Origin of the sequence: Wolbachia endosymbiont of Ctenocephalides felis wCfeT, assembly GCF_012277295.1 — a bacterium.
Lineage (GTDB): Bacteria > Pseudomonadota > Alphaproteobacteria > Rickettsiales > Anaplasmataceae > Wolbachia.
Genome location: NZ_CP051156.1, coordinates 695,925 through 717,913, shown reverse-complemented (window position 1 = coordinate 717,913; position 21,989 = coordinate 695,925). Strand labels below are relative to the sequence as shown.

At 36.7% G+C, this 21,989-nt stretch carries 20 protein-coding genes, 2 tRNA genes and 2 pseudogenes; 9 read left to right on the top strand and 15 right to left on the bottom strand.

The features are described from left to right. Nucleotides 1-2: 2 nt before the first annotated feature. Genes HF197_RS07435 through HF197_RS03490 form a run of 3 tightly spaced genes read right to left on the bottom strand, consistent with a single transcriptional unit; the run spans nt 3 to nt 1,120 of the window. Nucleotides 3-335, bottom strand: a complete 333-nt coding sequence (locus tag HF197_RS07435) for a hypothetical protein (protein WP_246168595.1) — start codon at nt 333-335, stop codon at nt 3-5. A gap of 52 nt (nt 336-387) precedes the next feature. Next, a complete protein-coding gene (locus tag HF197_RS03495) occupies nt 388-777 on the bottom strand; it encodes a phage tail tube protein (protein ID WP_168464290.1) in 390 nt (129 codons plus the stop codon). After that, nucleotides 770-1,120: a DUF3168 domain-containing protein gene (locus HF197_RS03490; RefSeq protein ID WP_168464289.1), complete on the bottom strand. Its 351-nt coding sequence runs from the start codon at nt 1,118-1,120 to the stop codon at nt 770-772. Before HF197_RS03490 ends, HF197_RS03495 begins: the two co-directional genes overlap by 8 nt. Nucleotides 1,121-1,160: 40 nt before the next feature. Here HF197_RS03490 and tnpC (HF197_RS03485) point away from each other — a divergent pair. Continuing rightward, nucleotides 1,161-2,521, top strand: a pseudogene (tnpC, locus tag HF197_RS03485) (IS66 family transposase). A gap of 71 nt (nt 2,522-2,592) precedes the next feature. Here the strand turns inward: tnpC (HF197_RS03485) and HF197_RS03480 are convergent. The 3 genes from HF197_RS03480 to HF197_RS03470 all read right to left on the bottom strand — a co-directional run bounded on the left by HF197_RS03480 (nt 2,593) and on the right by HF197_RS03470 (nt 4,417). After that, nucleotides 2,593-2,668, bottom strand: a tRNA-Gly gene (locus HF197_RS03480). A 187-nt stretch (nt 2,669-2,855) separates the two neighbouring features. Next, entirely contained in the window at nt 2,856-3,890 is a 1,035-nt protein-coding gene (locus tag HF197_RS03475) for an NAD(P)H-dependent flavin oxidoreductase (RefSeq protein WP_168464288.1), read from the bottom strand. A 5-nt stretch (nt 3,891-3,895) separates the two neighbouring features. Beyond that, a complete protein-coding gene (locus HF197_RS03470; RefSeq protein ID WP_168464287.1) occupies nt 3,896-4,417 on the bottom strand; it encodes a cytochrome b in 522 nt (173 codons plus the stop codon). A 284-nt stretch (nt 4,418-4,701) separates the two neighbouring features. Here HF197_RS03470 and HF197_RS03465 point away from each other — a divergent pair, with 284 nt between their 5' ends. Further along, nucleotides 4,702-4,962: a hypothetical protein gene (locus HF197_RS03465; protein ID WP_168464286.1), complete on the top strand. Its 261-nt coding sequence runs from the start codon at nt 4,702-4,704 to the stop codon at nt 4,960-4,962. 341 nt (nt 4,963-5,303) lie between these two features. On the opposite strand, the gene HF197_RS03460 is transcribed toward HF197_RS03465, so the two are convergent. Then, a complete protein-coding gene (locus HF197_RS03460) occupies nt 5,304-6,260 on the bottom strand; it encodes an IS5 family transposase (RefSeq protein WP_168464285.1) in 957 nt (318 codons plus the stop codon). Nucleotides 6,261-6,328: 68 nt separating this feature from the next. After that, on the bottom strand, nt 6,329-7,657 hold the full coding sequence (locus HF197_RS03455; protein ID WP_168464284.1) for a TrkH family potassium uptake protein: 1,329 nt from the start codon (nt 7,655-7,657) through the stop codon (nt 6,329-6,331). A gap of 69 nt (nt 7,658-7,726) precedes the next feature. Between HF197_RS03455 and HF197_RS03450 the strand changes: the two genes are divergently transcribed. Together HF197_RS03450 and HF197_RS03445 are read left to right on the top strand one after the other, a co-directional pair. After that, nucleotides 7,727-7,803: transfer RNA gene (locus HF197_RS03450), tRNA-Pro, on the top strand. Between the two features lie 407 nt (nt 7,804-8,210). Continuing rightward, on the top strand, nt 8,211-8,405 hold the full coding sequence (locus tag HF197_RS03445) for a hypothetical protein (protein WP_168464283.1): 195 nt from the start codon (nt 8,211-8,213) through the stop codon (nt 8,403-8,405). Nucleotides 8,406-8,410: 5 nt separating this feature from the next. Here HF197_RS03445 and HF197_RS03440 read toward each other — a convergent pair whose 3' ends face one another. The 7 genes and pseudogenes from HF197_RS03440 to tnpC (HF197_RS03410) all read right to left on the bottom strand — a co-directional run bounded on the left by HF197_RS03440 (nt 8,411) and on the right by tnpC (HF197_RS03410) (nt 15,460). Further along, a complete protein-coding gene (locus tag HF197_RS03440) occupies nt 8,411-9,367 on the bottom strand; it encodes an IS5 family transposase (protein WP_168463866.1) in 957 nt (318 codons plus the stop codon). A gap of 43 nt (nt 9,368-9,410) precedes the next feature. Further along, the gene (locus HF197_RS03435; protein WP_168464282.1) at nt 9,411-10,781 is read right to left on the bottom strand and encodes a collagen-like domain-containing protein; all 1,371 of its coding nucleotides are present in this window, start codon (nt 10,779-10,781) and stop codon (nt 9,411-9,413) included. After that, complete coding sequence (locus HF197_RS03430) at nt 10,771-12,330, bottom strand: collagen-like domain-containing protein (protein ID WP_168464281.1); 1,560 nt, start codon at nt 12,328-12,330, stop codon at nt 10,771-10,773. Before HF197_RS03430 ends, HF197_RS03435 begins: the two co-directional genes overlap by 11 nt. Nucleotides 12,331-12,523: 193 nt before the next feature. After that, nucleotides 12,524-12,919, bottom strand: a complete 396-nt coding sequence (locus HF197_RS03425) for a hypothetical protein (RefSeq protein ID WP_168464280.1) — start codon at nt 12,917-12,919, stop codon at nt 12,524-12,526. An 83-nt stretch (nt 12,920-13,002) separates the two neighbouring features. Then, nucleotides 13,003-13,587, bottom strand: coding sequence for a hypothetical protein (locus HF197_RS03420; RefSeq protein ID WP_168464279.1), 585 nt, complete (start codon nt 13,585-13,587; stop codon nt 13,003-13,005). A 167-nt stretch (nt 13,588-13,754) separates the two neighbouring features. Further along, nucleotides 13,755-13,958, bottom strand: coding sequence for a hypothetical protein (locus HF197_RS03415; protein ID WP_168464278.1), 204 nt, complete (start codon nt 13,956-13,958; stop codon nt 13,755-13,757). A 141-nt stretch (nt 13,959-14,099) separates the two neighbouring features. After that, nucleotides 14,100-15,460, bottom strand: a pseudogene (tnpC, locus tag HF197_RS03410) (IS66 family transposase). 40 nt (nt 15,461-15,500) lie between these two features. Between tnpC (HF197_RS03410) and HF197_RS03405 the strand changes: the two are divergent. The 5 genes from HF197_RS03405 to dnaJ all read left to right on the top strand — a co-directional run bounded on the left by HF197_RS03405 (nt 15,501) and on the right by dnaJ (nt 21,838). Continuing rightward, nucleotides 15,501-16,325 (top strand): hypothetical protein, encoded by an 825-nt coding sequence (locus HF197_RS03405; RefSeq protein ID WP_168464277.1) that lies wholly within the window; start codon nt 15,501-15,503, stop codon nt 16,323-16,325. A 43-nt stretch (nt 16,326-16,368) separates the two neighbouring features. After that, nucleotides 16,369-17,325 (top strand): IS5 family transposase, encoded by a 957-nt coding sequence (locus HF197_RS03400; protein WP_168463866.1) that lies wholly within the window; start codon nt 16,369-16,371, stop codon nt 17,323-17,325. 360 nt (nt 17,326-17,685) lie between these two features. Beyond that, nucleotides 17,686-19,035 carry an IS110 family RNA-guided transposase gene (locus HF197_RS03395; protein ID WP_168464853.1) on the top strand — a complete coding sequence of 450 codons (1,350 nt, stop codon included), beginning with the start codon at nt 17,686-17,688 and terminating at the stop codon, nt 19,033-19,035. A gap of 71 nt (nt 19,036-19,106) precedes the next feature. Further along, nucleotides 19,107-20,567: an ankyrin repeat domain-containing protein gene (locus HF197_RS03390; protein WP_168464276.1), complete on the top strand. Its 1,461-nt coding sequence runs from the start codon at nt 19,107-19,109 to the stop codon at nt 20,565-20,567. Between the two features lie 143 nt (nt 20,568-20,710). Continuing rightward, nucleotides 20,711-21,838: a molecular chaperone DnaJ gene (gene dnaJ, locus HF197_RS03385; protein ID WP_168464275.1), complete on the top strand. Its 1,128-nt coding sequence runs from the start codon at nt 20,711-20,713 to the stop codon at nt 21,836-21,838. The last annotated feature ends 151 nt before the right edge of the window (nt 21,839-21,989 follow it).

Here is a 21,989-nt window from a genome sequence, read left to right as displayed (position 1 = left end):
CTCTAAACCCTTTTTACAGAAGCCGACTTATCTTTAGTGTGTTTTGTCGTTTCAAGTTCTGCTTGAATGTCTTCAAATGCAGCTTGACTGTACAAAGTTTCTATGAGCCTATCTATGCTACGTTTTATTTGCATAGTTCTTTCATAGCTATCTAGTTTATCGACGCCTTCGTCAATTTGGTTTAAAATTTCTTCAAAGGTTTTCAAATATTCTTGAACGACACACTCTACTTCTTTTTGCTCTTCCTCTTGATTCAACTGATTTTCGTCTTCTAAATTCCTCTCTCTTTTGTCATCATCATCATTTTCTTCAGAGAAAAACTCTTCATCACTCATAACTTATTTAAAATCTTTACTAATCATTATATATGAAAAAATTAAATTAATATTAATGGAAAGGGCCTACAATTTCAGAGCTAGCTAAAACGACAGTGAAACTATCAAAAGCGGAGGTATCATAATACCTCTCATATAGTTCAATAGAACATCGCAACTTAACTTTCTCTCTAATATTAAAATCGATTTCATAGTCATTAACAGAATTAATCATAGCAGAATTACGTAACAATTCATCAGCTAATATAGAATCTAAAATTCCGTTTATTTTTATTGTAATGTGTCTATTGCCAGCACAATCCAATACTTTTCTCCAGCCAAGGGAAGGAATATCTTTTATTTCTTCTTTATTATTACTTAAAGTGAATCTAAGATTTTTTATATTATTTAATACAACAAAATTATTATTATTATCTTTAATTTTTAGCCGTAACTTATTCATTATCTCCTCCTTTAATAAAAATATCGAAATTAATTTTTGAGTGTAAAACTCCATCAAGTTGATTCATAATGCAATTATTTTCTAAAACAGTTTCATTACTGCTGTATTGAATTTTTTTTAGCACCAAATTGATATGCTTTATAATGGTAAACATGCTTTTTATATTATAAGCGTATATATCACATGAAAACCTTGCTTTCACAGCAAAATTAGTAAGCATGTGTAAGTTACTATAGTTTGCTATGTGTAGCCTTATGTAAGGAATAGCAAGCTGCTTTGACATATCATCGTAAACATTAGTGACGTATCCATTCAGCCGGGCGGTAAAATAAAGAGTAGACAAGGAATGCTAAAAAGGTAAACTAGAGTGGCTGTGAGGTAATATGGTTGATCTTTTAGAATTTTGCGAAAGTTTAAGCAGACTATAGAAAAGTTAGAAACAAAAATAGAAGAGCTTAAAGCAGAAAATAAAGCGCTAAGGATCGAAAACGCTGAGTTAAAAGAAAGGCTTGGCTTAAATTCAAAAAATTCATCTATACCAAGCTCCAAAGAATTATATAAGATGAGGGAAAATAAGCCAAAAAGTGACAGGAAAGTAGGAGCACAGGTTGGACATAAAGGCAGTTACCGCCCTAAAATGGAGGCAGATGAGATGGTAAAAATAGAACTGCCCAATACGTGTGAGTGCGGAGGAGAAATTGCGGTATCAAAAGATCCGTATACTCATCAAAAGGTCGATTTGCCGGAAATCAAGCCGTATGTAGTTGAATATCAACTAGAGCATGGACGTTGCAAAAGATGTGGAAAAAGAAAAAGTAGCAAGCTACAAGAAGGAGTAACTGCGGACACATTTGGTCCAAGAGTTAAGTCAGTAATTGCAGCATTAAGTGGATTTTACAAGAATTCGAAAAAAGAAGTGGCAAATATTATAAAGGACATTTTCAACCTGGATATCAGCGTCGGTAGTGTATCAAATAGCGAGGCTAGAGTGGCAGAAAAATGCCAAGAAGCATATGAGCAAATTGAGGAAGAGGTAAGCAAGAGCAAAATTTTACATATCGATGAAACTAGCCATTACAACAAAGGTAAACAGGGCTGGTGCTGGATGTTTGCGAGCAAAATAGGAAGTGTGATCAAATTGACAGAGTCAAGAGGGATGAAAGTCCTGGAAAATAGTAAATTTGGAAAGAATAACAACCTAGTAGTGACCGACAGATATGCAGCTTACAACTACTTTTCCAGCAAGAAAAGGCAGGTCTGTTGGGCACATTTAGCAAGAGATTTTGAAAGGTTGTCTCATAGTTGGAATAGCGAAGTGAAAGTTTTGGGGTATTATTTAAGGAATGTTGCTACTGAATTATTTGCATTGAAAAAAGCTCTGTTAAAGGATGAAATAGACACATTAAGGTTCATAAGAAGAGCAAGAAAATTACGCAAGCGAACGAGATATTACTTAAAGAATATATCAAATTTACCCGAGGCAATTGGAGCGTCTCGAGTAGCAAAAAATATCATGAAATCGGATCTGATGATGTGGAAATTTTTGGACGATCCAGAAAATATTCCACTGACAAACAACTATGCTGAGCGACAGATTCGGCATTACGTTGTTTACCGAAAAGTTTCATATTTTACACAATCGAAACGGGGAAATATGTTTCTTGAGAGGATAATTTCATTGTACTTGACTTGGAGGCAAAAGAAGTTAAATCCTTTTCAAAACCTACTGGCTATTGCTTCTTAAGCCATATACCTGAATGGATACGGTTTTGAATTAAGCTAGATCCAGCATAAGATAGGTTCAAACACACTACATGGAGCGGGAAAAGGGGCTCGAACCCTCGACCTCAACCTTGGCAAGGTTGCGCTCTACCAACTGAGCTATTCCCGCACTGCTAACTTGTATTATAAGCGCATATCACAATCTGTCAATGTTGCTCTTTGAAACGACTTTCTTGCTTGTAAGCAAATATCTTTGAGATATTAGACTGCTTTTGAAACCGATTTATGGTGAGAAATTTTTAGGGGAAGCGCAAACGAGCACCACAGAATACTTGAATGTATTTGAGGAGCGTAGCTTAAGCTTTGACAAAAAAATTGCCATCAGAAATTGAGCTTCGAAAGCAGTCATTAGCCTGTTGAATTAAGATATCTATCACTTCCTTTACAGACTTTTCCTTATCGACCATACCAACACTTTGACCAGCCATCAAAGACCCATTTTCAACATCTCCTTCAATCACTGCTCTTCTTAATGCTCCAGCCCAAAATTTTTCTATCTCAAGTTGACCATCTTCTTTTGATACCTCTCCTTTATGATATTTTTCAATTACTTCCCTTTGAAATTTTATAAAGTCATCACTAGCTTTATTGGCTATAGCTCTCACTGGAATTACAGGAAAATCAGCACTGAGCTGCACAGAAGGCACTGCATTGCGTGCAGCTGATTTTATAAATATTTCTTTAAAATTTTTATGGGCAATTGACTCATTAGTGCAGACAAATAAAGTCCCTATTTGACAACCACTTGCTCCCATTTCAAGATAATTCACTATCATTTCACCTCTCCCTATTCCACCTGCAACAAACACAGGTATCGGTTCATCTTTGAAATATGGTAATATTTCTTGTGCAAGAACAGATGTGCTAACAGGACCTATGTGACCACCTGCTTCCATTCCTTCTATTATTAACGCATCCGCTCCCATTTTTACTAATTTTTTTGCCAGACTTAGTGCTGGTGCAAAACACATGACCTTAATTCCTGCATTCTTGATTTTCTCAATACTAGGTTTTGTTGGCACACCACCAGCGAGTACAATATGGCTAACTCGTGTTTCAATGCACACATCTATCAACTCACTTAAGTGAGGATGCATAGTAATCAAATTAACACCAAATGGCTTATTGGTTAGTTTTTGTGTTTCAGTTATTTCCTTCTTCAATAAGTCTGGAAACATAGCACCACATGCAATTACACCAAAACCACCAGCATTGGAGATTGCTGAAACTAGATTTCTCTCAGAAACCCAGCTCATAGCACCACCCATTATTGCAAATTTGTTACCGAGGAAATCTGTCCCCTTTTTCCAGAGACTGCTTAACTTTTCCATATAACCTATGTAATACGTTTAAAAATATTTTGTTTATCCATAAATGTATGCTTTAAAGCAGCAAGTATATGTAAAGTTATAAAGAATATCATAAAATAGGCAAGCACTGAATGTAATCCATTAGCTATGCTAGCCAAGTCTTTGTTTTTACTGATCAACAATGGAATATGAAAAAAATACTTAATATTTATACCAGAAGCAGAAGACATAACATAACCAGATAATGGCATTAGTATCATTAAAGAGTATAAGCCAAAATGTACTGTTTTGCTTGCATTGATTATTAATCGAGAAAAATTTGCTGGATATGCTGGAACATAGGTAAATATTCGAAGGAATATGCGTATGATGACTAACCCAAACACAGTGACGCCGGAAGCTTTGTGAATGGCATATATGCTGAACTTTATTTCATTGCTAACTGGCAAGCTTTTCATATACAACCCAGAACAAAGCATACTAATAATGAAAACAGCCATTAGCCAATGCATAATTCTTAAAGCTAGACTATATTTATCACTTTCCATTTTTGATTATCCTAAACTGTTATTTATATAACAGAAAAGCAATTTTTCAATCAAAATTTCTCTATGGTTAAGTTATTATGCCAAGATATACATATATTTAATAAATTAATGCTAAAATGATAATTTTAACTTAGGATAAATCTATGCTACAAGAATTATATGCAAACTTTGACGAGTATACTGTTGACCAAGCATTTACAATACCACTGAAATTCTGCAATTTCCATTCAGGTTCTCAGTATAACGAGGAAATGAAACTTCTTGGAGATGCGATGGGCTTTACAATGAGCACTACTCAAGGAGGAAAAGATTATGAGATGATCGGATATAATTTTGATCAGCTAATTCTCCGTACACACAAAGATGGCCGCGATCACGATATAAGGATCCAACCAAAGGACAAGAGCCTTGACCTTGATGTGTTCCATAGTTGCAAGCCAAATAGTAAGACAAATGTTGTAACTACAACAATAATAGCTCACGATTTAACTGCTAGACAAGTAGAAGCAATAAGAAACTTTTTGTATAAACCAAATAAGTTATAGACAACTAGCATTGTGCTAGCTGCTCTTACGATAAAGCAGCCAGGTGCTTAACTGAAGCAGTTATTTCCAAAATTGTAAGTTAAAAATAACTGCTTTTTCCTGCAACTTGCTCATTGTTATAACAGAAACGCTTTAACTTAACTTTTTCTTGAGTAGGGTCAAACTGTATAAACAAAAATAAATTGGTAATATTTCAAGTCTACCAAGTAGCATTAACAAAGATAGAAATAGCTTCGCTTCGTCACTAAAGGAAGCATAATTACCTGATGGACCAATTAAGTTGCTGAATCCAGGAGGCTTTGTTGCATCGCTCTTTGGATAGGAGGCAATGCATAATAAATTCATGAAGCTATCTCAAATTTAGCCATGCCTATTTCAGTAAATTTGTTCAGCAAATAACACTTGAGTAGCATTTCTTTCTCACGGTTAATCTCAGATTTGTTCCTAAAACTAAACCCAAATGTTTGCTTCAGTCGCGAGAAAAAACTTTCTATATAAGATCTCTTCCCATAATTTATCTCTTTTTTCCACTTCTTCATACCATCTTCACCATATGACTTTATGAACTTGATTGTAGAATTTCTCTCAGCCATATAATCCAGCTTTGGATGCTCCACTGCATTGTTTTGTAGTGGAATTTTTGTCTTTATGCCAAGCTCATTGCATAATTTGTATAACTTCTTTCGATTATATGCTCTGTCTGCATATAGTGTGCTTATATTGTATTTAGCATTAGCCCTTGCAATAAGATCACAGGCTCCATAGTGGTCAGAATAAACTCCACTACTGTATTTTGCAGCTATGACTTTTTTGCTACCTATCTCCAGCATTACATGCAATTTTCTTGTTTGCTTATAGCCACGGTACTTTCTATCTGTACCGTTTGCCTTACTATGGCCTGGAATATTATTGTAGATGCTTATTCCAGTGCTATCTATGGCGATCTCAATATTTTCCATACTGTTTTTATCATGTCTTCGATCATTAATTTTTAAGTTAAGCTTTTTGAATCTTCTGGAAGCCTGGGAATAGCTGATAACTTGCAAATTTTTTCCTATTTGCTCAAGGTATCCCGCTATAAACCCCACCGTTTGTCTTAGGCCTATTCTAAACAAATAAGTTATTATGTGAATTAGAATTACGACTTTATCACTATAAATATTGTTGCCACCGGCCATTTTGGGACTTTTTTCGTACCAATTTTCTATGGCATCGTTGACGTAATAAAAAATATTTCCTCTTTCTTGGAGAAATTTGTTATATTCGTAGCAGTTACTGACTTTCATTTTGACTGGCATATTTTTCCTTTGTCGGTTAAATACCTGTTTATAATGAATTTCGTCAGTAACTCCCAGTTCTTTTTACTTTAGCTATGCAACAAAGCCAATCCAGGACCAGAGTTTGTAAGTGTTGCAGAAACTGAGCTTATGCTAGTGATAGGGTCAGTGTTGATAAGGTAAGACATCACTATCGATGAAACAGTGAATGTTAATATGTAAATTGCAAAAAATATAAAAACAGAGCTGATTTCGTTATCTTCCAGAGTTTTATCATTAAATTTTACTTTATTCTCTGCTTCAGGGTTGATAATGGTACGAAAGTAGTTCCTTATTGATCTTAGGAAAATAATCATACGAAATATTTTTATACCACTACTTGTAGAACCGCTACATCCTCCAATAAATGTGAGAAAAAAAGCAAAGACTGATACGAAGCTCCAATTTATGTAATTGCAAATTGAGTAGCCAGTTGAAGTAATTAAAGATGTAATAGTGAACGTGCTGTATCTGAACAATAAAGGCACTTCTAAATCAACATTTTGATATAACCAAAAGCACGTAAGTAAAGATGAGATAGTAACTACCATAATAAAATAGTAAACCTGTTCATCATAGCAGATGTCTAGTTTTCTGATGATTTTCAAGTAGCTAAGAAAAGGTAGGGACCCCAGAATCATAAATATGATTGTTATTACTTCTAATGTGGGACTATTGTAGTGCCCTATAGAATCATTATAGTTAGAAAAACCACCGGTTGCAACAGTAGACATTCCATGGCATATGGCATCAAATAATGACATGCCGGCTAGATAGTAAAAGAAAACGCACAACAAAGTTAGGCTGTAGTATATTCCCGTGATGTAAATCACTACAGTTCTAGTATTTGGCAGCCTTTTTTTGATAGCATCTGAATATTCAGAGTAAAGTAAATTATTGAGGCTGATTACTTTAAAGAGAGGAAAAACTGCAATTCCGATAGTTATAATTCCAAGTCCACCTATGCAGTGTAATATTGCTCTCCATAGTAATATTCCTGGGGATTGTTCCTCAATATTATTGAATATGGTTGCTCCTGTTGTTGTTATTCCAGACACTGCTTCAAATAACGCATCAGAATAGCTCTGATTATTAAGATAGAATGGAATCGCTGCAAATATAGATGAAGCAATCCATGTACAGCCAGTGATCGCAAAAATTGCTGACGTGCTATGCAGTTTGTTCAACTTACCAAGCAGAGTAAAGACTACCCCGAATGAACAAGTAATTGCGAATCCAGCTAGAAAATTTTCCCATTCATAGCCACAGTACTTGTTGGTAATTGCAGGAATGAGCATTATCAAGCCAAATAATATTAGAAATGCTCCAATAATAAATGCAATTGAACGCAAAAGTTGTAAAATTTGAGAATTTTCCATTTTAAAAATTATTTCTTGTCAATTTACAAACTTGCATTTTATCTAAGTTATTGGTACCCTGGTAAAAATCGGGGCGTAGCGCAGCCTGGTAGCGCATTTGGTTTGGGACCAAAGGGTCGGGAGTTCAAATCTCTCCGCCCCGACCAGTTATTTTTCTCCAGATGGGATGCCATACTAGTAGCTGACACCTACGGAGTCTTTTTGTTATCCTATGACTTGACCCACAGCTGTATGAACACTGTATTTTTCCCGACAGGAGGGTGTTATCCCAGTACTTGATACTGGGTCCAGCCTTTTAATTCCATTCAAAATAACTTTTATATTCATCATTTATGCCCAATCAAAATTCCTGGATTCTAGCGTCACGCGCTAGAATAACACCATTTCCTAATGTGTGAAGACCATCATCAAATTACAATGTTCGTTATGGTCAAGCCGTAGGACGACAAGAAGTGACTTCATAAAATATATTAAGATAGATACTCATATTCACTAATAGTTAATATATTATATTTATTATAATTAATATATTAACAATAACTGAGAATTAAAAGTGTCTGCAGTAAAACAAGAAGAAAATATAAAGCCGCCTGAAGAAAAAAAGGGAGATAAAAAGCCTGGTTTAGGAAAAAGAATATTAGGTTATGTGCCGTGGCGAACAGCAATAACAGCTACCATGTGTTTTATTCCAGTTGCTGGGCCCATTCGGCTTTGTTGCATCGCTCTTTGGATAGGAGGCAATGCATAATAAATTCATGAAGCTATCTCAAATTTAGCCATGCCTATTTCAGTAAATTTGTTCAGCAAATAACACTTGAGTAGCATTTCTTTCTCACGGTTAATCTCAGATTTGTTCCTAAAACTAAACCCAAATGTTTGCTTCAGTCGCGAGAAAAAACTTTCTATATAAGATCTCTTCCCATAATTTATCTCTTTTTTCCACTTCTTCATACCATCTTCACCATATGACTTTATGAGCTTGATTGTAGAATTTCTCTCAGCCATATAATCCAGCTTTGGATGCTCCACTGCATTGTTTTGCAGAGGAATTTTTGTCTTTATGCCAAGCTCATTGCACAATTTGTATAACTTCTTTCGATTATATGCTCTGTCTGCATATAGTGTGCTTATATTGTATTTAGCATTAGCCCTTGCAATAAGATCACAGGCTCCATAGTGGTCAGAATAAACTCCACTACTGTATTTTGCAGCTATGACTTTTTTGCTACCTATCTCCAGCATTACATGCAATTTTCTTGTTTGCTTATAGCCACGGTACTTTCTATCTGTACCGTTTGCCTTACTATGGCCTGGAATATTATTGTAGATGCTTATTCCAGTACTATCTATGGCGATCTCAATATTTTCCATACTGTTTTTATCATGTCTTCGATCATTAATTTTTAAGTTAAGCTTTTTGAATCTTCTGGAAGCCTGGGAATAGCTGATAACTTGCAAATTTTTCCCTATTTGCTCAAGGTATCCCGCTATAAACCCCACCGTTTGTCTTAGGCCTATTCTAAACAAATAAGTTATTATGTGAATTAGAATTACGACTTTATCACTATAAATATTGTTGCTACCGGCCATTTTGGGACTTTTTTCGTACCAATTTTCTATGGCATCGTTGACGTAATAAAAAATATTTCCTCTTTCTTGGAGAAATTTGTTATATTCGTAGCAGTTACTGACTTTCATTTTGACTGGCATATTTTTCCTTTGTCGGTTAAATGCCTGTTTATAATGAATTTCGTCAGTAACTCCCAGTTCTTTTTACTTTAGCTATGCAACAAAGCCACTTAAAATCCGGAATTTCTCCTTTTTCACCCTTCTCTCCTGGCTGCCCACGCGGTCCTTGAGGACCTCTTTCACCTCTTTGACCAGGCTGGCCTTCTTGACCATCCACTCCATCTTTTCCTGGTTCACCTTGTGGCCCACGCGGCCCTTCAAAACCTCTTGGACCTCTTTCACCTTGCTTGCCTTGTTCACCTTGTGATCCTTTATCGCCTGGTGGACCTTTTACACCAGGATCACCTGCCGGACCTTTATCACCTTGCGGACCTTGTTTACCTTCAGGCCCTATCGGACCATCTTGCCCTGGCTGACCATCCACTCCATCTTCACCTGGCCTGCCAGGTAGACCTGGATAACCTCTTGGACCTCTTTCACCTTGCTGACCTGTTGGCCCCACTGGACTTTCTTGACCATCCACCCCATCTTTACCTGGTTCACCATCTTCCCCTTTTTGACCCCTTATTTCTCGTTTCAGTCTAGTGTTGTGCTTTAGCCTATTCATAACCTCTGATGCCCTTCCTTGAAAAAATCGGTCAACACTGTCGTCAACCATACCTCTTACCAGTTCAGACTTACCCATTTTTTTACCTTCCTTATCTAAATATTCAGCTAAATGTTCAACAAATTTATAATCAGAAACTTTGTCAATTTTAGTCGTTGCCAGACCTATTAACTCACCATGTTCTAAATTATTCATTAACTGCCCAGAAGCTCCCCAAGTAGTAACTCTATCAATAACTTCCTCTTTTACCATTTCATTCAATTTATCATCATCAAATGATCTTTTAGGTCGACTTTTCTGCGCTAGTTTGCTTGCAATTTCTGCAAAACTTATATCTTCTCCATCTTCCCCTTTTTCTCCTTGTTTACCTATTTCTCCAGGCCTTCCACGCTGCCCTTCCAACCCTCTTTTACCTTGCGGACCTTGTAGGCCTGTTGGCCCTTCTTTACCATCCACTCCATCTTCACCTGGCCTTCCAGGTGGACCTGGATAACCTCTTGGACCTCTTTCACCTTGCAGTCCTTGCTGACCTTCAGGTCCTGTTGCACCCTGTAGCCCTGTTGGTCCTATATCTCCATCCTTACCAGGTTCACCATCTTCTCCTCTTGGACCTCTTGCTCTTCCAGGATTATTCCTTAGTGCTGCTGTAATAGCACCAACCCTTGCGTTAAAGAAATAGTTAAGAATATGCTCAACAGTTGCACTGGCCTCACTTGGATTATTCTTTAAACCACCATACTCAAGTAAATACTTAGCTAACTTTTCCCCATCTATTCTTTCCTCAACTACTGGTAAAGCTGTTTCAGGTTTATCTAAACTAGAATGCAAAAGAAGGTACTTTGCTTTTCACAAGCTCACGTGCATCCTCTTCACTCATTGCGCCTTTTCGAACAAGTAACTCTGCAAGCTTTCTCGCAAATTCCTCATATTTCCTAAAGGCATCAGGGTCAGGATTATTTTTCTTCGTAGCTTCTCCAGTTATTTCATTAATAGTATCTTCTGTAATTTTTTTCGCCTCTTCTGGAGCAAGCTTACTTACCACACATTCAGTAAGTTGGGCTGGATCAACTTTACTTAGAAGACTTTGTGGATCAAGATTAACCTTGTTAGCAATCTGAGTTGCAAGATTACCACCCGTACCGGTTGCATTAAGCACTGTAGTACCAAGCTCAGTTTTATTATTCGTAATCAATTCTTGAGCAACATCTGTAACACTTGGGCTTTTGCCATCCTCTCCATCTTTTCCCGACCTTCCAGGCGGACCTTGATTACCCATTGGACCTCTTGCATTTCCAGGATCATTTCTAAGTTCATCGGCAATCTTAACTGCAAATGGGCCAGTCCAGTCATTTTTTAAATGATGATGCACGTTCATTCTAAAAGGTTGATAATTCCCTATTTCTGATGATAATTTACTTCGGCTCTGATCATATGGGTCTTTGATATTAAGTATCGCCTCTCCCAGCTCAGTTGATTTGGTAGTGACTAATACATTTGCAACATCTTGAGCGCTTGAATCTGCACCTTTTTTTCCCTCTTTTCCTTGAATACCTTGAAGTCCTCTTGGACCTGTTGGGCCTCTAAGTCCCTGAGCACCATCTCTACCAGCCGGTCCTTCTGGATCTATCGCTTTTCCAGGATCCCTCCGTAATTCTCCTGCAATTTCCTTTTTTAAAACAGCAAGGTTTGAACTAGTCATAAGTTCCGTTACAACCTCTTGAGCATTTGCACCTCTTATACCTTCAGCTCCTCTTGGACCTGCAGGTCCTGTAGTACCGTCTGCACCTTTAACGGCTTCTTGAAAATTGCTATCAGCTTTTAATTTTTCTTTTACTTTATCAGCTAGTGTTTTTTGAGTATGTGTAGTATCTCCTGGATCTATCATTTTCTTTAAAAGCACTGCTTCCGTAAATGTAGTATTCTTTATAAGACTACCGGCAATTTCATCGCTAGTTGGAATCTTGCTATCTCTACTTGGTGAACCTTGTGGTCCAGTTAGCCCCGTAAGGCCACGCTCCCCTCTTTCACCTTTAACTAGCGCTTGTAAATCACTTTCCCTACGCACAAGCTGTGTAAAATAATGTGCTACCCCATCTCGCAAAATATGACCTTGCACGTTGTCCTTTTCTAAAATAGCTGCCGCTAAAGGATATGAATGTGTTCTGTCAGAAGATATTTTGCTAGCAACAGCATCAACGCTTATTACTTCGGCTGCTTGTGATATTTTTTGTATCTGACCTTCCAGCTCAAACTGCTTAAGCAAAAAGCGATCTATATTTGCCTCATCCAAGCTAAAAGGTATAACATATCTCACATTCCCTATATTGCCAATAAGCTCGCATTCATAATCCTCGCCTTCTTTCTTAGTTATCTTCACCTGAGGATAAGAGAGCGTATGAGTCAAAGTACTATATTCATAAAGCTGTAACTTATCATCAACAAGAACCCCGTACTTGTTTGCAAGAAAAATACCCTAATGATCAGGAGCTTCTGCCCTATAATAACTATTTTTACAATTTGATGATTTTTCAATATTACCTGACATCCCAGCTTTGTAATACAGTGAAGCATCAAAATCTCCACCACCTATGAGCTCGTTTTTCGTGAGTCCTTGAGCTCCTTACAAGCATGCTGCTCAGAGTACTCGATCGACTTTCAAGTGATAAAACATAATCGTATGATTCAGCATCTCGCTTCAGCACTACTTTACAATTATTCCCACATCCTAGTTTTACCCTGTGTGCACTACCACCTGAAGTAGGATATAACAGCTCAAGTGCATTGCCAAAAAAAGCACATCCCAAGATCGGTAATCCACCTATTATCTTCTTAGTATCAGCATCCCCTATTAAGGCTTTATATGCACCTTGAACAGTTAAGCTATTTTGATATATCTTGTCTAATTTAGCTCCAGGTAAAACCTCAAAGGTTTTTTGAAAAATTACATCTGCTGAACTTGCTGGCATCTCACTTTATCTATGCTGATTTTGTCTAGCTAGATATAATATAATTATTGAGTATATATTAACTAGGACTGATTTTCAGTAGATTATGGAAATGATTTAGAAAAGATCCTATCAATAACACCTTCAATAGTTTGCTCACTCAGCAAACTATTTGGCTCACCTAATTTTCTTGTAGAAAAACATTTAATTGTTTTATCAGTTAAACAGTTCAAGAGAGGATAAGCAACTATACTTACTATAGTAGCCAGAGCACCTATCGCTGCAGGTGATGCAAAACCAAGAGCAACTAATCCAACCCCTACTCCAAAACAAAAACCAATTTCTATAATATTCCTTACATAATGCCTAGCACTATCAAAATCTTCCTTAATAAATTCAAAACCTTCTTCTAGCTCTTGAACAAGCTCCTCACCAAATTCTCCCAAAGTGCCATCATCACAACACTCTTCAAGAAAATTTATACTCCAATCTATACACCTAAACGCAGAGCGCGGATTCGCAATAAATAACAACAGAAATGGGTATGCAGCACCAATAATTCCACCAACAACAAAAGGTGATAAATTAGTAAAACTAAGTGCTAAACCTGCAAGCGTCCCCATAATGGCCGCAGAACTTACTAATGTCACCACACCTAAAGATAGAACTAGTAACTTAACTTTTTTCATACGATTTTGAAGCACCACTACATGCTATGGTTAGCATATTTAATTCATTGGTCAATATATTTCTTGTGTTAACAGCTGTGTATTGAGTACTGGGGTATATTAACGATATTCACCATGATCTTTATCGCTTCTTACTTGTTCAACGTTACCTTTTTCAAGCTTACTACTTACTTCTTCCTCATCTGTACTAGCTTCACTAGAAACGGATATGTAGCACTAATAACTCCACCGGTAATAGAAGAGGCTAAAGGGACTAAATGGGATAAATTAGCGAAACTTAGAGCTAAACCCACAAGTGCTCCAATAATGGCCGCAGAACTTACTAACATCACCATATCTAAAGTTAATGTTAGCAACTTAACTTCTTTCATATGATTTTGAAATAGTATTACATGTTAACCATAGCATGCTTAATTTGTGTAGTCAATCTCTATCAAATAAAAACATCATAATTTGATTAATTAATCTAAATAGTAAAATATTATATTTTTGTATCCATTCAGGTGTATGGCTTAAGAAGCAATAGCCAGTAGGTTTTGAAAAGGATTTAACTTCTTTTGCCTCCAAGTCAAGTACAATGAAATTATCCTCTCAAGAAACATATTTCCCCGTTTCGATTGTGTAAAATATGAAACTTTTCGGTAAACAACGTAATGCCGAATCTGTCGCTCAGCATAGTTGTTTGTCAGTGGAATATTTTCTGGATCGTCCAAAAATTTCCACATCATCAGATCCGATTTCATGATATTTTTTGCTACTCGAGACGCTCCAATTGCCTCGGGTAAATTTGATATATTCTTTAAGTAATATCTCGTTCGCTTGCGTAATTTTCTTGCTCTTCTTATGAACCTTAATGTGTCTATTTCATCCTTTAACAGAGCTTTTTTCAATGCAAATAATTCAGTAGCAACATTCCTTAAATAATACCCCAAAACTTTCACTTCGCTATTCCAACTATGAGACAACCTTTCAAAATCTCTTGCTAAATGTGCCCAACAGACCTGCCTTTTCTTGCTGGAAAAGTAGTTGTAAGCTGCATATCTGTCGGTCACTACTAGGTTGTTATTCTTTCCAAATTTACTATTTTCCAGGACTTTCATCCCTCTTGACTCTGTCAATTTGATCACACTTCCTATTTTGCTCGCAAACATCCAGCACCAGCCCTGTTTACCTTTGTTGTAATGGCTAGTTTCATCGATATGTAAAATTTTGCTCTTGCTTACCTCTTCCTCAATTTGCTCATATGCTTCTTGGCATTTTTCTGCCACTCTAGCCTCGCTATTTGATACACTACCGACGCTGATATCCAGGTTGAAAATGTCCTTTATAATATTTGCCACTTCTTTTTTCGAATTCTTGTAAAATCCACTTAATGCTGTAATTACTGACTTAACTCTTGGACCAAATGTGTCCGCAGTTACTCCTTCTTGTAGCTTGCTACTTTTTCTTTTTCCACATCTTTTGCAATGTCCATGCTGTAGTTGATATTCAACTACATACGGCTTGATTTCCGGCAAATCGACCTTTTGATGAGTATACGGATCTTTTGATACCGCAATTTCTCCTCTGCACTCACACGTATTGGGCAGTTCTATTTTTACCATCTCATCTGCCTCCATTTTAGGGCGGTAACTGCCTTTATGTCCAACCTGTGCTCCTACTTTCCTGTCACTTTTTGGCTTATTTTCCCTCATCTTATATAATTCTTTGGAGCTTGGTATAGATGAATTTTTTGAATTTAAGCCAAGCCTTTCTTTTAACTCAGCGTTTTCGATCCTTAGCGCTTTATTTTCTGCTTTAAGCTCTTCTATTTTTGTTTCTAACTTTTCTATAGTCTGCTTAAACTTTTGCAAAATTCTAAAAGATCAACCATATTACCTCACAGCCACTCTAGTTTACCTTTTTAGCATTCCTTGTCTACTCTTTATTTTACCGCCCGGCTGAATGGATACTTAGATGGTTTAGATGAAAAGCAGAAGGCATATTGCATACCTAAAGTGATTAGCAGTTGTTATCGTGCTATAGGTGACCGCAAGCTTGGTAAGTTATTAAACATACCAGAAATATTTAACCTATATGTAAGTTATATCGAGTCGATAGATGGTATAACAGGTTTATTTAATTATATTTACAAAAAACAAAAAGAGATACTTAATCCAAAAAGTGAGGTGGCCAAAATATGTCTAAGAGTAGGCCCAAATCGTATCAGTGATGTAAAATTACTCCTGAAAACAAGACTTCGCAACAGGGTGTTAAAATTTATAACCACAATAGCAGATAATCCTGAACAGTATGTTAGCAAGGCAGTTGATCAAGGATGTTCATCTAAAAAAAGAGAAAACGAGGAAAGAGAAAGTACGCTTCCTTTAAAAAAACGGAGGATTACGATGACTTCATGCGAAAACCCATCCGGTAACCAAAGTATAGAAGGACAGAGTACTGAAATGACTTCACGTGAAAACCCATTCGGTAGCTTCACTTTATATCAGCTGGTAGGTATATTACGTTTGGCACAACAAACCACCCCTTCAACAACTATGTCATCAGCTGTACCAACCAGTCAGCAATTCGGTAACTTCAATTTAGTACAACTGAGAGATATATTACGTTCGGAACAACACACTACCCCTTCAACAACTATGTCATCAGCTGCACCTGCGAAACAGTGTCATCCCAGTGCCCAGACACTGGGCTGGCTTTGTTGCATAGCTAAAGTAAAAAGAACTGGGAGTTACTGACAAAATTCATTATAAACAGGCATTTAACTGACAAAGGAAAAATATGCCAGTCAAAATGAAAGTCAGTAACTGCTACGAATATAACAAATTTCTCCAAGAAAGAGGAAATATTTTTTATTACGTCAACGATGCCATAGAAAATTGGTACGAAAAAAGTCCCAAAATGGCCGGTAGCAACAATATTTATAGTGATAAAGTCGTAATTCTAATTCACATAATAACTTATTTGTTTAGAATAGGCCTAAGACAAACGGTGGGGTTTATAGCGGGATACCTTGAGCAAATAGGAAAAAATTTGCAAGTTATCAGCTATTCCCAGGCTTCCAGAAGATTCAAAAAGCTTAACTTAAAAATTAATGATCGAAGACATGATAAAAACAGTATGGAAAATATTGAGATCGCCATAGATAGCACTGGAATAAGCATCTACAATAATATTCCAGGCCATAGTAAGGCAAACGGTACAGATAGAAAGTACCGTGGCTATAAGCAAACAAGAAAATTGCATGTAATGCTGGAGATAGGTAGCAAAAAAGTCATAGCTGCAAAATACAGTAGTGGAGTTTATTCTGACCACTATGGAGCCTGTGATCTTATTGCAAGGGCTAATGCTAAATACAATATAAGCACACTATATGCAGACAGAGCATATAATCGAAAGAAGTTATACAAATTGTGCAATGAGCTTGGCATAAAGACAAAAATTCCTCTGCAAAACAATGCAGTGGAGCATCCAAAGCTGGATTATATGGCTGAGAGAAATTCTACAATCAAGCTCATAAAGTCATATGGTGAAGATGGTATGAAGAAGTGGAAAAAAGAGATAAATTATGGGAAGAGATCTTATATAGAAAGTTTTTTCTCGCGACTGAAGCAAACATTTGGGTTTAGTTTTAGGAACAAATCTGAGATTAACCGTGAGAAAGAAATGCTACTCAAGTGTTATTTGCTGAACAAATTTACTGAAATAGGCATGGCTAAATTTGAGATAGCTTCATGAATTTATTATGCATTGCCTCCTATCCAAAGAGCGATGCAACAAAGCCGGCTGGACACCACTTTATGCTGCTGCTGCTGAAGATCGTTTAGCACCGAACAGAAAAATCTGTCAAATCAGGAAAAAACTCCCAATTTAAGTTTTTAGTAGTTTTTAAGTATAATTATAGGAAGCGCTTCTGCAGTTATAACCGTAATCTTCACTGGTGCCATAAGTGCCCGTCGTTTAGCGTGGTTTTGGAGGAACGGTCAGATCATTGATGGAGTCTTTTAGACTACCTCGGTTAGGAGATTGTATTATCAACCGCCCCAAGCTGAAGCGCTTTACTTATTATAAATTATAGGAGCTATCATGAAAAAAGCCATGAAAAAAGCAAAAAAAAGTAAATTAGAAGTAATGAACCCTAACGCAGCAGGAATAGACATTGGTTCAGCTGTACATTATGTATGTGTGCCAGAGGGAAGAGATGAGCAACGTATACAAAAATTTAGCTGCTTTACAGAAGACCTTCATAATATAGCAAAGTGGTTAAAGAAGTGCAAAGTTACTACAATAGCTATGGAATCAACAGGAGTGTACTGGATTCCTTTGTTCCAAGTACTTGAAACATATGGACTTGAGGTAAAGCTGGCAAATGCAAGACATGTAAAAAATGTGCCAGGAAGAAAGTCAGATGTCCAGGATTGCCAATGGCTTCAACAGCTACATAGTTATGGATTGATTCAAGGATCATTTAGGCCAGATGATCAAATGTGTGTATTACGTGGTTATGTTCGGCAACGTAAAAACCTAATTGAAAATGCATCTACACATATCAATCGTATGCAAAAGGCATTAATACAAATGAATATCCAATTACATAAAGTTATAAGCGATATTACTGGTGTTACAGGAATGCAAATTATTAAAGCAATAGTAGAAGGTGAAAGGAATCCTGAAAAATTAGCTGAATTTAGAAGTGTGAATATGAAGAATGATAAGGCTACTATAGCAAAAGCATTAACAGGCGATTATAGAGAAGAACATTTGTTTGTATTAAAGCAAGAATATGAAACATATAATTTTTTTCAAGAGAAAATAATTGAATGTGATAAAAGTATAGAAAATTATTATAAAACATTGGAAACGAAGTCTGATGAAAGTAAAGAGTTAGGTAGGGAAAAAAATAAGTCTAGAAGAGGCAGACCAAACTTCACTTTGCGTGAAGAATTGTATCGGGTAACTGGTACAGATTTTACCAAAATTCCTGGATTTGATGTGTTAACTGTGCAAACTATTATTTCAGAGGTTGGTATTGATCATAGTAAATGGCGATCAGAAAAGCATTTTACCTCATGGTTGGGACTCAGCCCTGGTAATAAGATTACAGGGGAAAAAGTATTAGGAACAAAAACTCGTAAAGTTATTAACCGCGCTACAAATGCTTTTAGAATGGCTGCTTATTCTGTGGGAGGTAGTAAGAGTGCATTAGGTGCGTATTGTAGGAAATTAAAAAAACGACTAGGACCAATAAAAGCAATTACTGCGACGGCAAGAAAATTAGCATGTATCTTTTATCAAATGTTGAAATACGGGCAGGAGTATGTGGAAAAAGGGATGGAATATTATGAAACATGTTATAAAGAGAGAGTTGTAAAAAACTTGGTCAAGAAGGCACGGGAACTTGGTTATATCTTGATTCAACAAGAAGAACTAATTGAGGGAGTTTCTTAGGAGAAGTTGTAAAGCTCCTTGTAGATAAAAAAGCTGATATTAGTATTAAAAATAATAATGGTAAAACCCCGTTGGACCTTGCCAAAGAAAAGGGCAATACAGGTATTGTAGATGTTTTTTTTGCACAACAAGAAAGAGACGAAAAATTATTTACTGTAATAGATAATGGGAATGAAGATGATATAAATCAGGCACTTGAAGGTGGTGCGAATATTAATGCTGTAAACGTGCATGGCTGGACACCTCTTCATGTTGCTGCTAAAAGAGGTAATTCAGAAATTATGCAACTTCTCTTAACAAAGAGAGGAATTAAAGTGAACCGTGCAAACGGTTTTGGTGATACGTCTCTTCATATTGCTTCTCGAGAAGGTCATTTGGAAGTTGTTAAAGCGCTACTAAGGCACAAACCTGATATTAATGCTGCAAACGAAAATGGCTGGACATCTCTTTTTGTTGCTTCTCAAGAAGGTAATTTGGAAGTTGTTAAAGCACTGCTAAGGCACGGATCTGATATTAATGCTGCAAACAAGCATGGCTGGACGCTTCTTCATATTGCTATTCTTAGAGGTAAGTTAGAAGTTGCAAAGCTTCTTGTAGAGAGAGGAGCTGATATTAATGTTGAAGATCATAATGGTCAAACCCCGTTGGAATTTGCCAAAAAAAAGGGCCATACAGGTATTGTGGATGTTCTTAGGGAAATACAAGCACAACAAGAAAGAAACAAAAAGTTATTTGCTGCAGGGAATTCAGATGGTGTGAAGCAGGCACTTAAGGATGGTGCTGATGTTAATGCTATAGATCAGTGTGGCTGGACACCTCTTTTTGTTGCTTCTCGAGACGGTAATTTTGAAGTTGTTGAAGAGCTTCTAAATCATGGCGCTGAAGTTAATGTTGTGGATCAGGATGATGGTTGTACATCTCTTTTTATTGCTGCTGAGAGAGGTCATTTAGACGTTGTTCGACTTCTCTTAGAAGAAAGAGGAATTGAGATGAATCTTGCAAACAAGCATGGTTGTACGCCTCTTCATATTGCTGTTAATAGAGGTCGTTTAGAAGTTGTAAAGCTCCTTGTAGATAAAAAAGCTAATATTAGCATTGGAGATAATGATGGTAAAACCCCGTTGGACCTTGCCAGAAAAGAAGGCCATATAGAAATAGTTACCTTGCTAAGTAGTGCAGACATTGAATCTGCACAAAATCCGGATCTTGATCCACAGCCAACTCTAAGTAGTGCGGGTACACCATCACACATACCTAAAAGTAACGCTGCTGAGCGAGCACAAAGGCAATCAACCAATCCGAAGCATTTCTTAGGAATCTCTTCAAAAGGTTGGATGATAATAGGTTCAGTCGTACTATGCGTTATGGGATTTACACTCGCTGCAACGGGAGTTATTGAAATTGCCGCTATTGGACTTGTTGCAACAGCTATAATATCGGGAATAGTAGGTGCAGTTATTGGTGGAGCATCTGGATATCTCACTAATGTAGCGGCAGATAAGTGCTTTGGTTTGCAAGCTCAAGCTGCATAGTATATAATGCTCCTAAATCTCAATTTTTTCCTGTATAGTTTGCAGACAGGTTCCTAGGTGTACAATCTCATATCCTGTACTATTCATGCCTTGAAATTAGTACATGGAATGCCTATCTTTAATGGTTAGGCGTTAAGTTATATATGAGCAAAAAAGACTACTATGATCTGCTGGAAGTGGATAGGAATGCTAGTGTTGATGAGATAAAAAAGGCATATAAAAAACTGGCACTAAAGTATCATCCTGACAGAAATCCTGGTAATAAGGAAGCAGAGGAAAAATTTAAAGAAGTAACTGCTGCATATGAAGTGTTGTCTGACTCTCAAAAAAGGGCAGGTTATGATCGCTATGGCCATGATGGTACCTCTAACGGTGGTTTTGATTTTAGTCAAGGTTTTAGTTCTGCAGAGGATTTTAGTGATATATTTAACGACTTTTTTGGAGGTGGTTTTGGTGGTGGTTCAAGGACAAAAAGAGGTTCAGCAAGCCAAGGAGCAACAGGTGCAGATTTGCGTTATGATCTTGAGATTAGCTTAGAAGATGCATTTCAAGGAATACAAGCTCCTATACACTATGTAACAAATGTAAAATGTGGTACCTGTAGTGGTACAGGTAGTGAAGGGGCCGTTAAACCAGTTCAATGCCATACATGCCAAGGTAGTGGGAGAATTAGAGCGCAACAAGGCTTTTTTACCATCGAAAGGACATGTACTACATGTTATGGAGAAGGAGAAATAATAAAAAATAAATGTAATAAATGTGGTGGTAGTGGACGTAAAAGAGATGAGGTAAATATATCGGTTTCAATTCCAAAAGGTGTAGAAGAAGGTACTAAAGTAAAAGTTAGTGGTAAAGGGGAAGCTGGAACAAGGAATGGAAAAAACGGGGATTTATATGTATGTGTGAAAATAGCTCCACACAAAATCTTTGTTCGCAATAAAGCAGATTTGCACTGTAAAGTGCCAATAAGAATGACGCTGGCTGTGCTTGGTGGTGAGATTGAAGTTCAGTCAATTGATGGTGCTAAAATAGGAGTTAAAGTTCCAGAGGGTGTTCAAACTGGTACTAAACTACGCTGTAGGGATAAGGGTATGCCATATATGAATTCACATGCACGCGGTGATTTATATGTGCAGGTTATAGTTGAGACTTTAAATATAAAGAACTTAACCAAAAAACAAATTGAGCTAATAAAAGCATTTGAAGAAGAAGAAAGTGCGAATATGAAAGAACAAGCCGAAGGGTTTTTTGGTAAGGTAAAAAAAAAGTAAGAAATTTACTGAAAAAAATGTAGTATATTGAGGATCTGGCTGTGTATCAAACGCTGACTTAAATTCAATAGGCTTCTTTTTTGAAAGTCTGTTTTTGTTAACCCGTACCCAGAAAACTTGTATGGATTTTCCTTGCTTCTGTGGTATTATA

Coding starts and splice junctions, on each gene's coding strand:
- HF197_RS07435 (WP_246168595.1), bottom strand. CDS start 335: ATGAGTGATGAAGAGTTTTTCTCTGAAGAAAATGATGATGATGACAAA.
- HF197_RS03495 (WP_168464290.1), bottom strand. CDS start 777: ATGAATAAGTTACGGCTAAAAATTAAAGATAATAATAATAATTTTGTT.
- HF197_RS03475 (WP_168464288.1), bottom strand. CDS start 3,890: ATGGAAAAGTTAAGCAGTCTCTGGAAAAAGGGGACAGATTTCCTCGGT.
- HF197_RS03470 (WP_168464287.1), bottom strand. CDS start 4,417: ATGGAAAGTGATAAATATAGTCTAGCTTTAAGAATTATGCATTGGCTA.
- HF197_RS03465 (WP_168464286.1), top strand. CDS start 4,702: ATGAGCACTACTCAAGGAGGAAAAGATTATGAGATGATCGGATATAAT.
- HF197_RS03460 (WP_168464285.1), bottom strand. CDS start 6,260: ATGCCAGTCAAAATGAAAGTCAGTAACTGCTACGAATATAACAAATTT.
- HF197_RS03455 (WP_168464284.1), bottom strand. CDS start 7,657: ATGGAAAATTCTCAAATTTTACAACTTTTGCGTTCAATTGCATTTATT.
- HF197_RS03440 (WP_168463866.1), bottom strand. CDS start 9,367: ATGCCAGTCAAAATGAAAGTCAGTAACTGCTACGAATATAACAAATTT.
- HF197_RS03425 (WP_168464280.1), bottom strand. CDS start 12,919: ATGCCAGCAAGTTCAGCAGATGTAATTTTTCAAAAAACCTTTGAGGTT.
- HF197_RS03420 (WP_168464279.1), bottom strand. CDS start 13,587: ATGAAAAAAGTTAAGTTACTAGTTCTATCTTTAGGTGTGGTGACATTA.
- HF197_RS03415 (WP_168464278.1), bottom strand. CDS start 13,958: ATGAAAGAAGTTAAGTTGCTAACATTAACTTTAGATATGGTGATGTTA.
- HF197_RS03400 (WP_168463866.1), top strand. CDS start 16,369: ATGCCAGTCAAAATGAAAGTCAGTAACTGCTACGAATATAACAAATTT.
- HF197_RS03395 (WP_168464853.1), top strand. CDS start 17,686: ATGAAAAAAGCAAAAAAAAGTAAATTAGAAGTAATGAACCCTAACGCA.
- dnaJ (WP_168464275.1), top strand. CDS start 20,711: ATGAGCAAAAAAGACTACTATGATCTGCTGGAAGTGGATAGGAATGCT.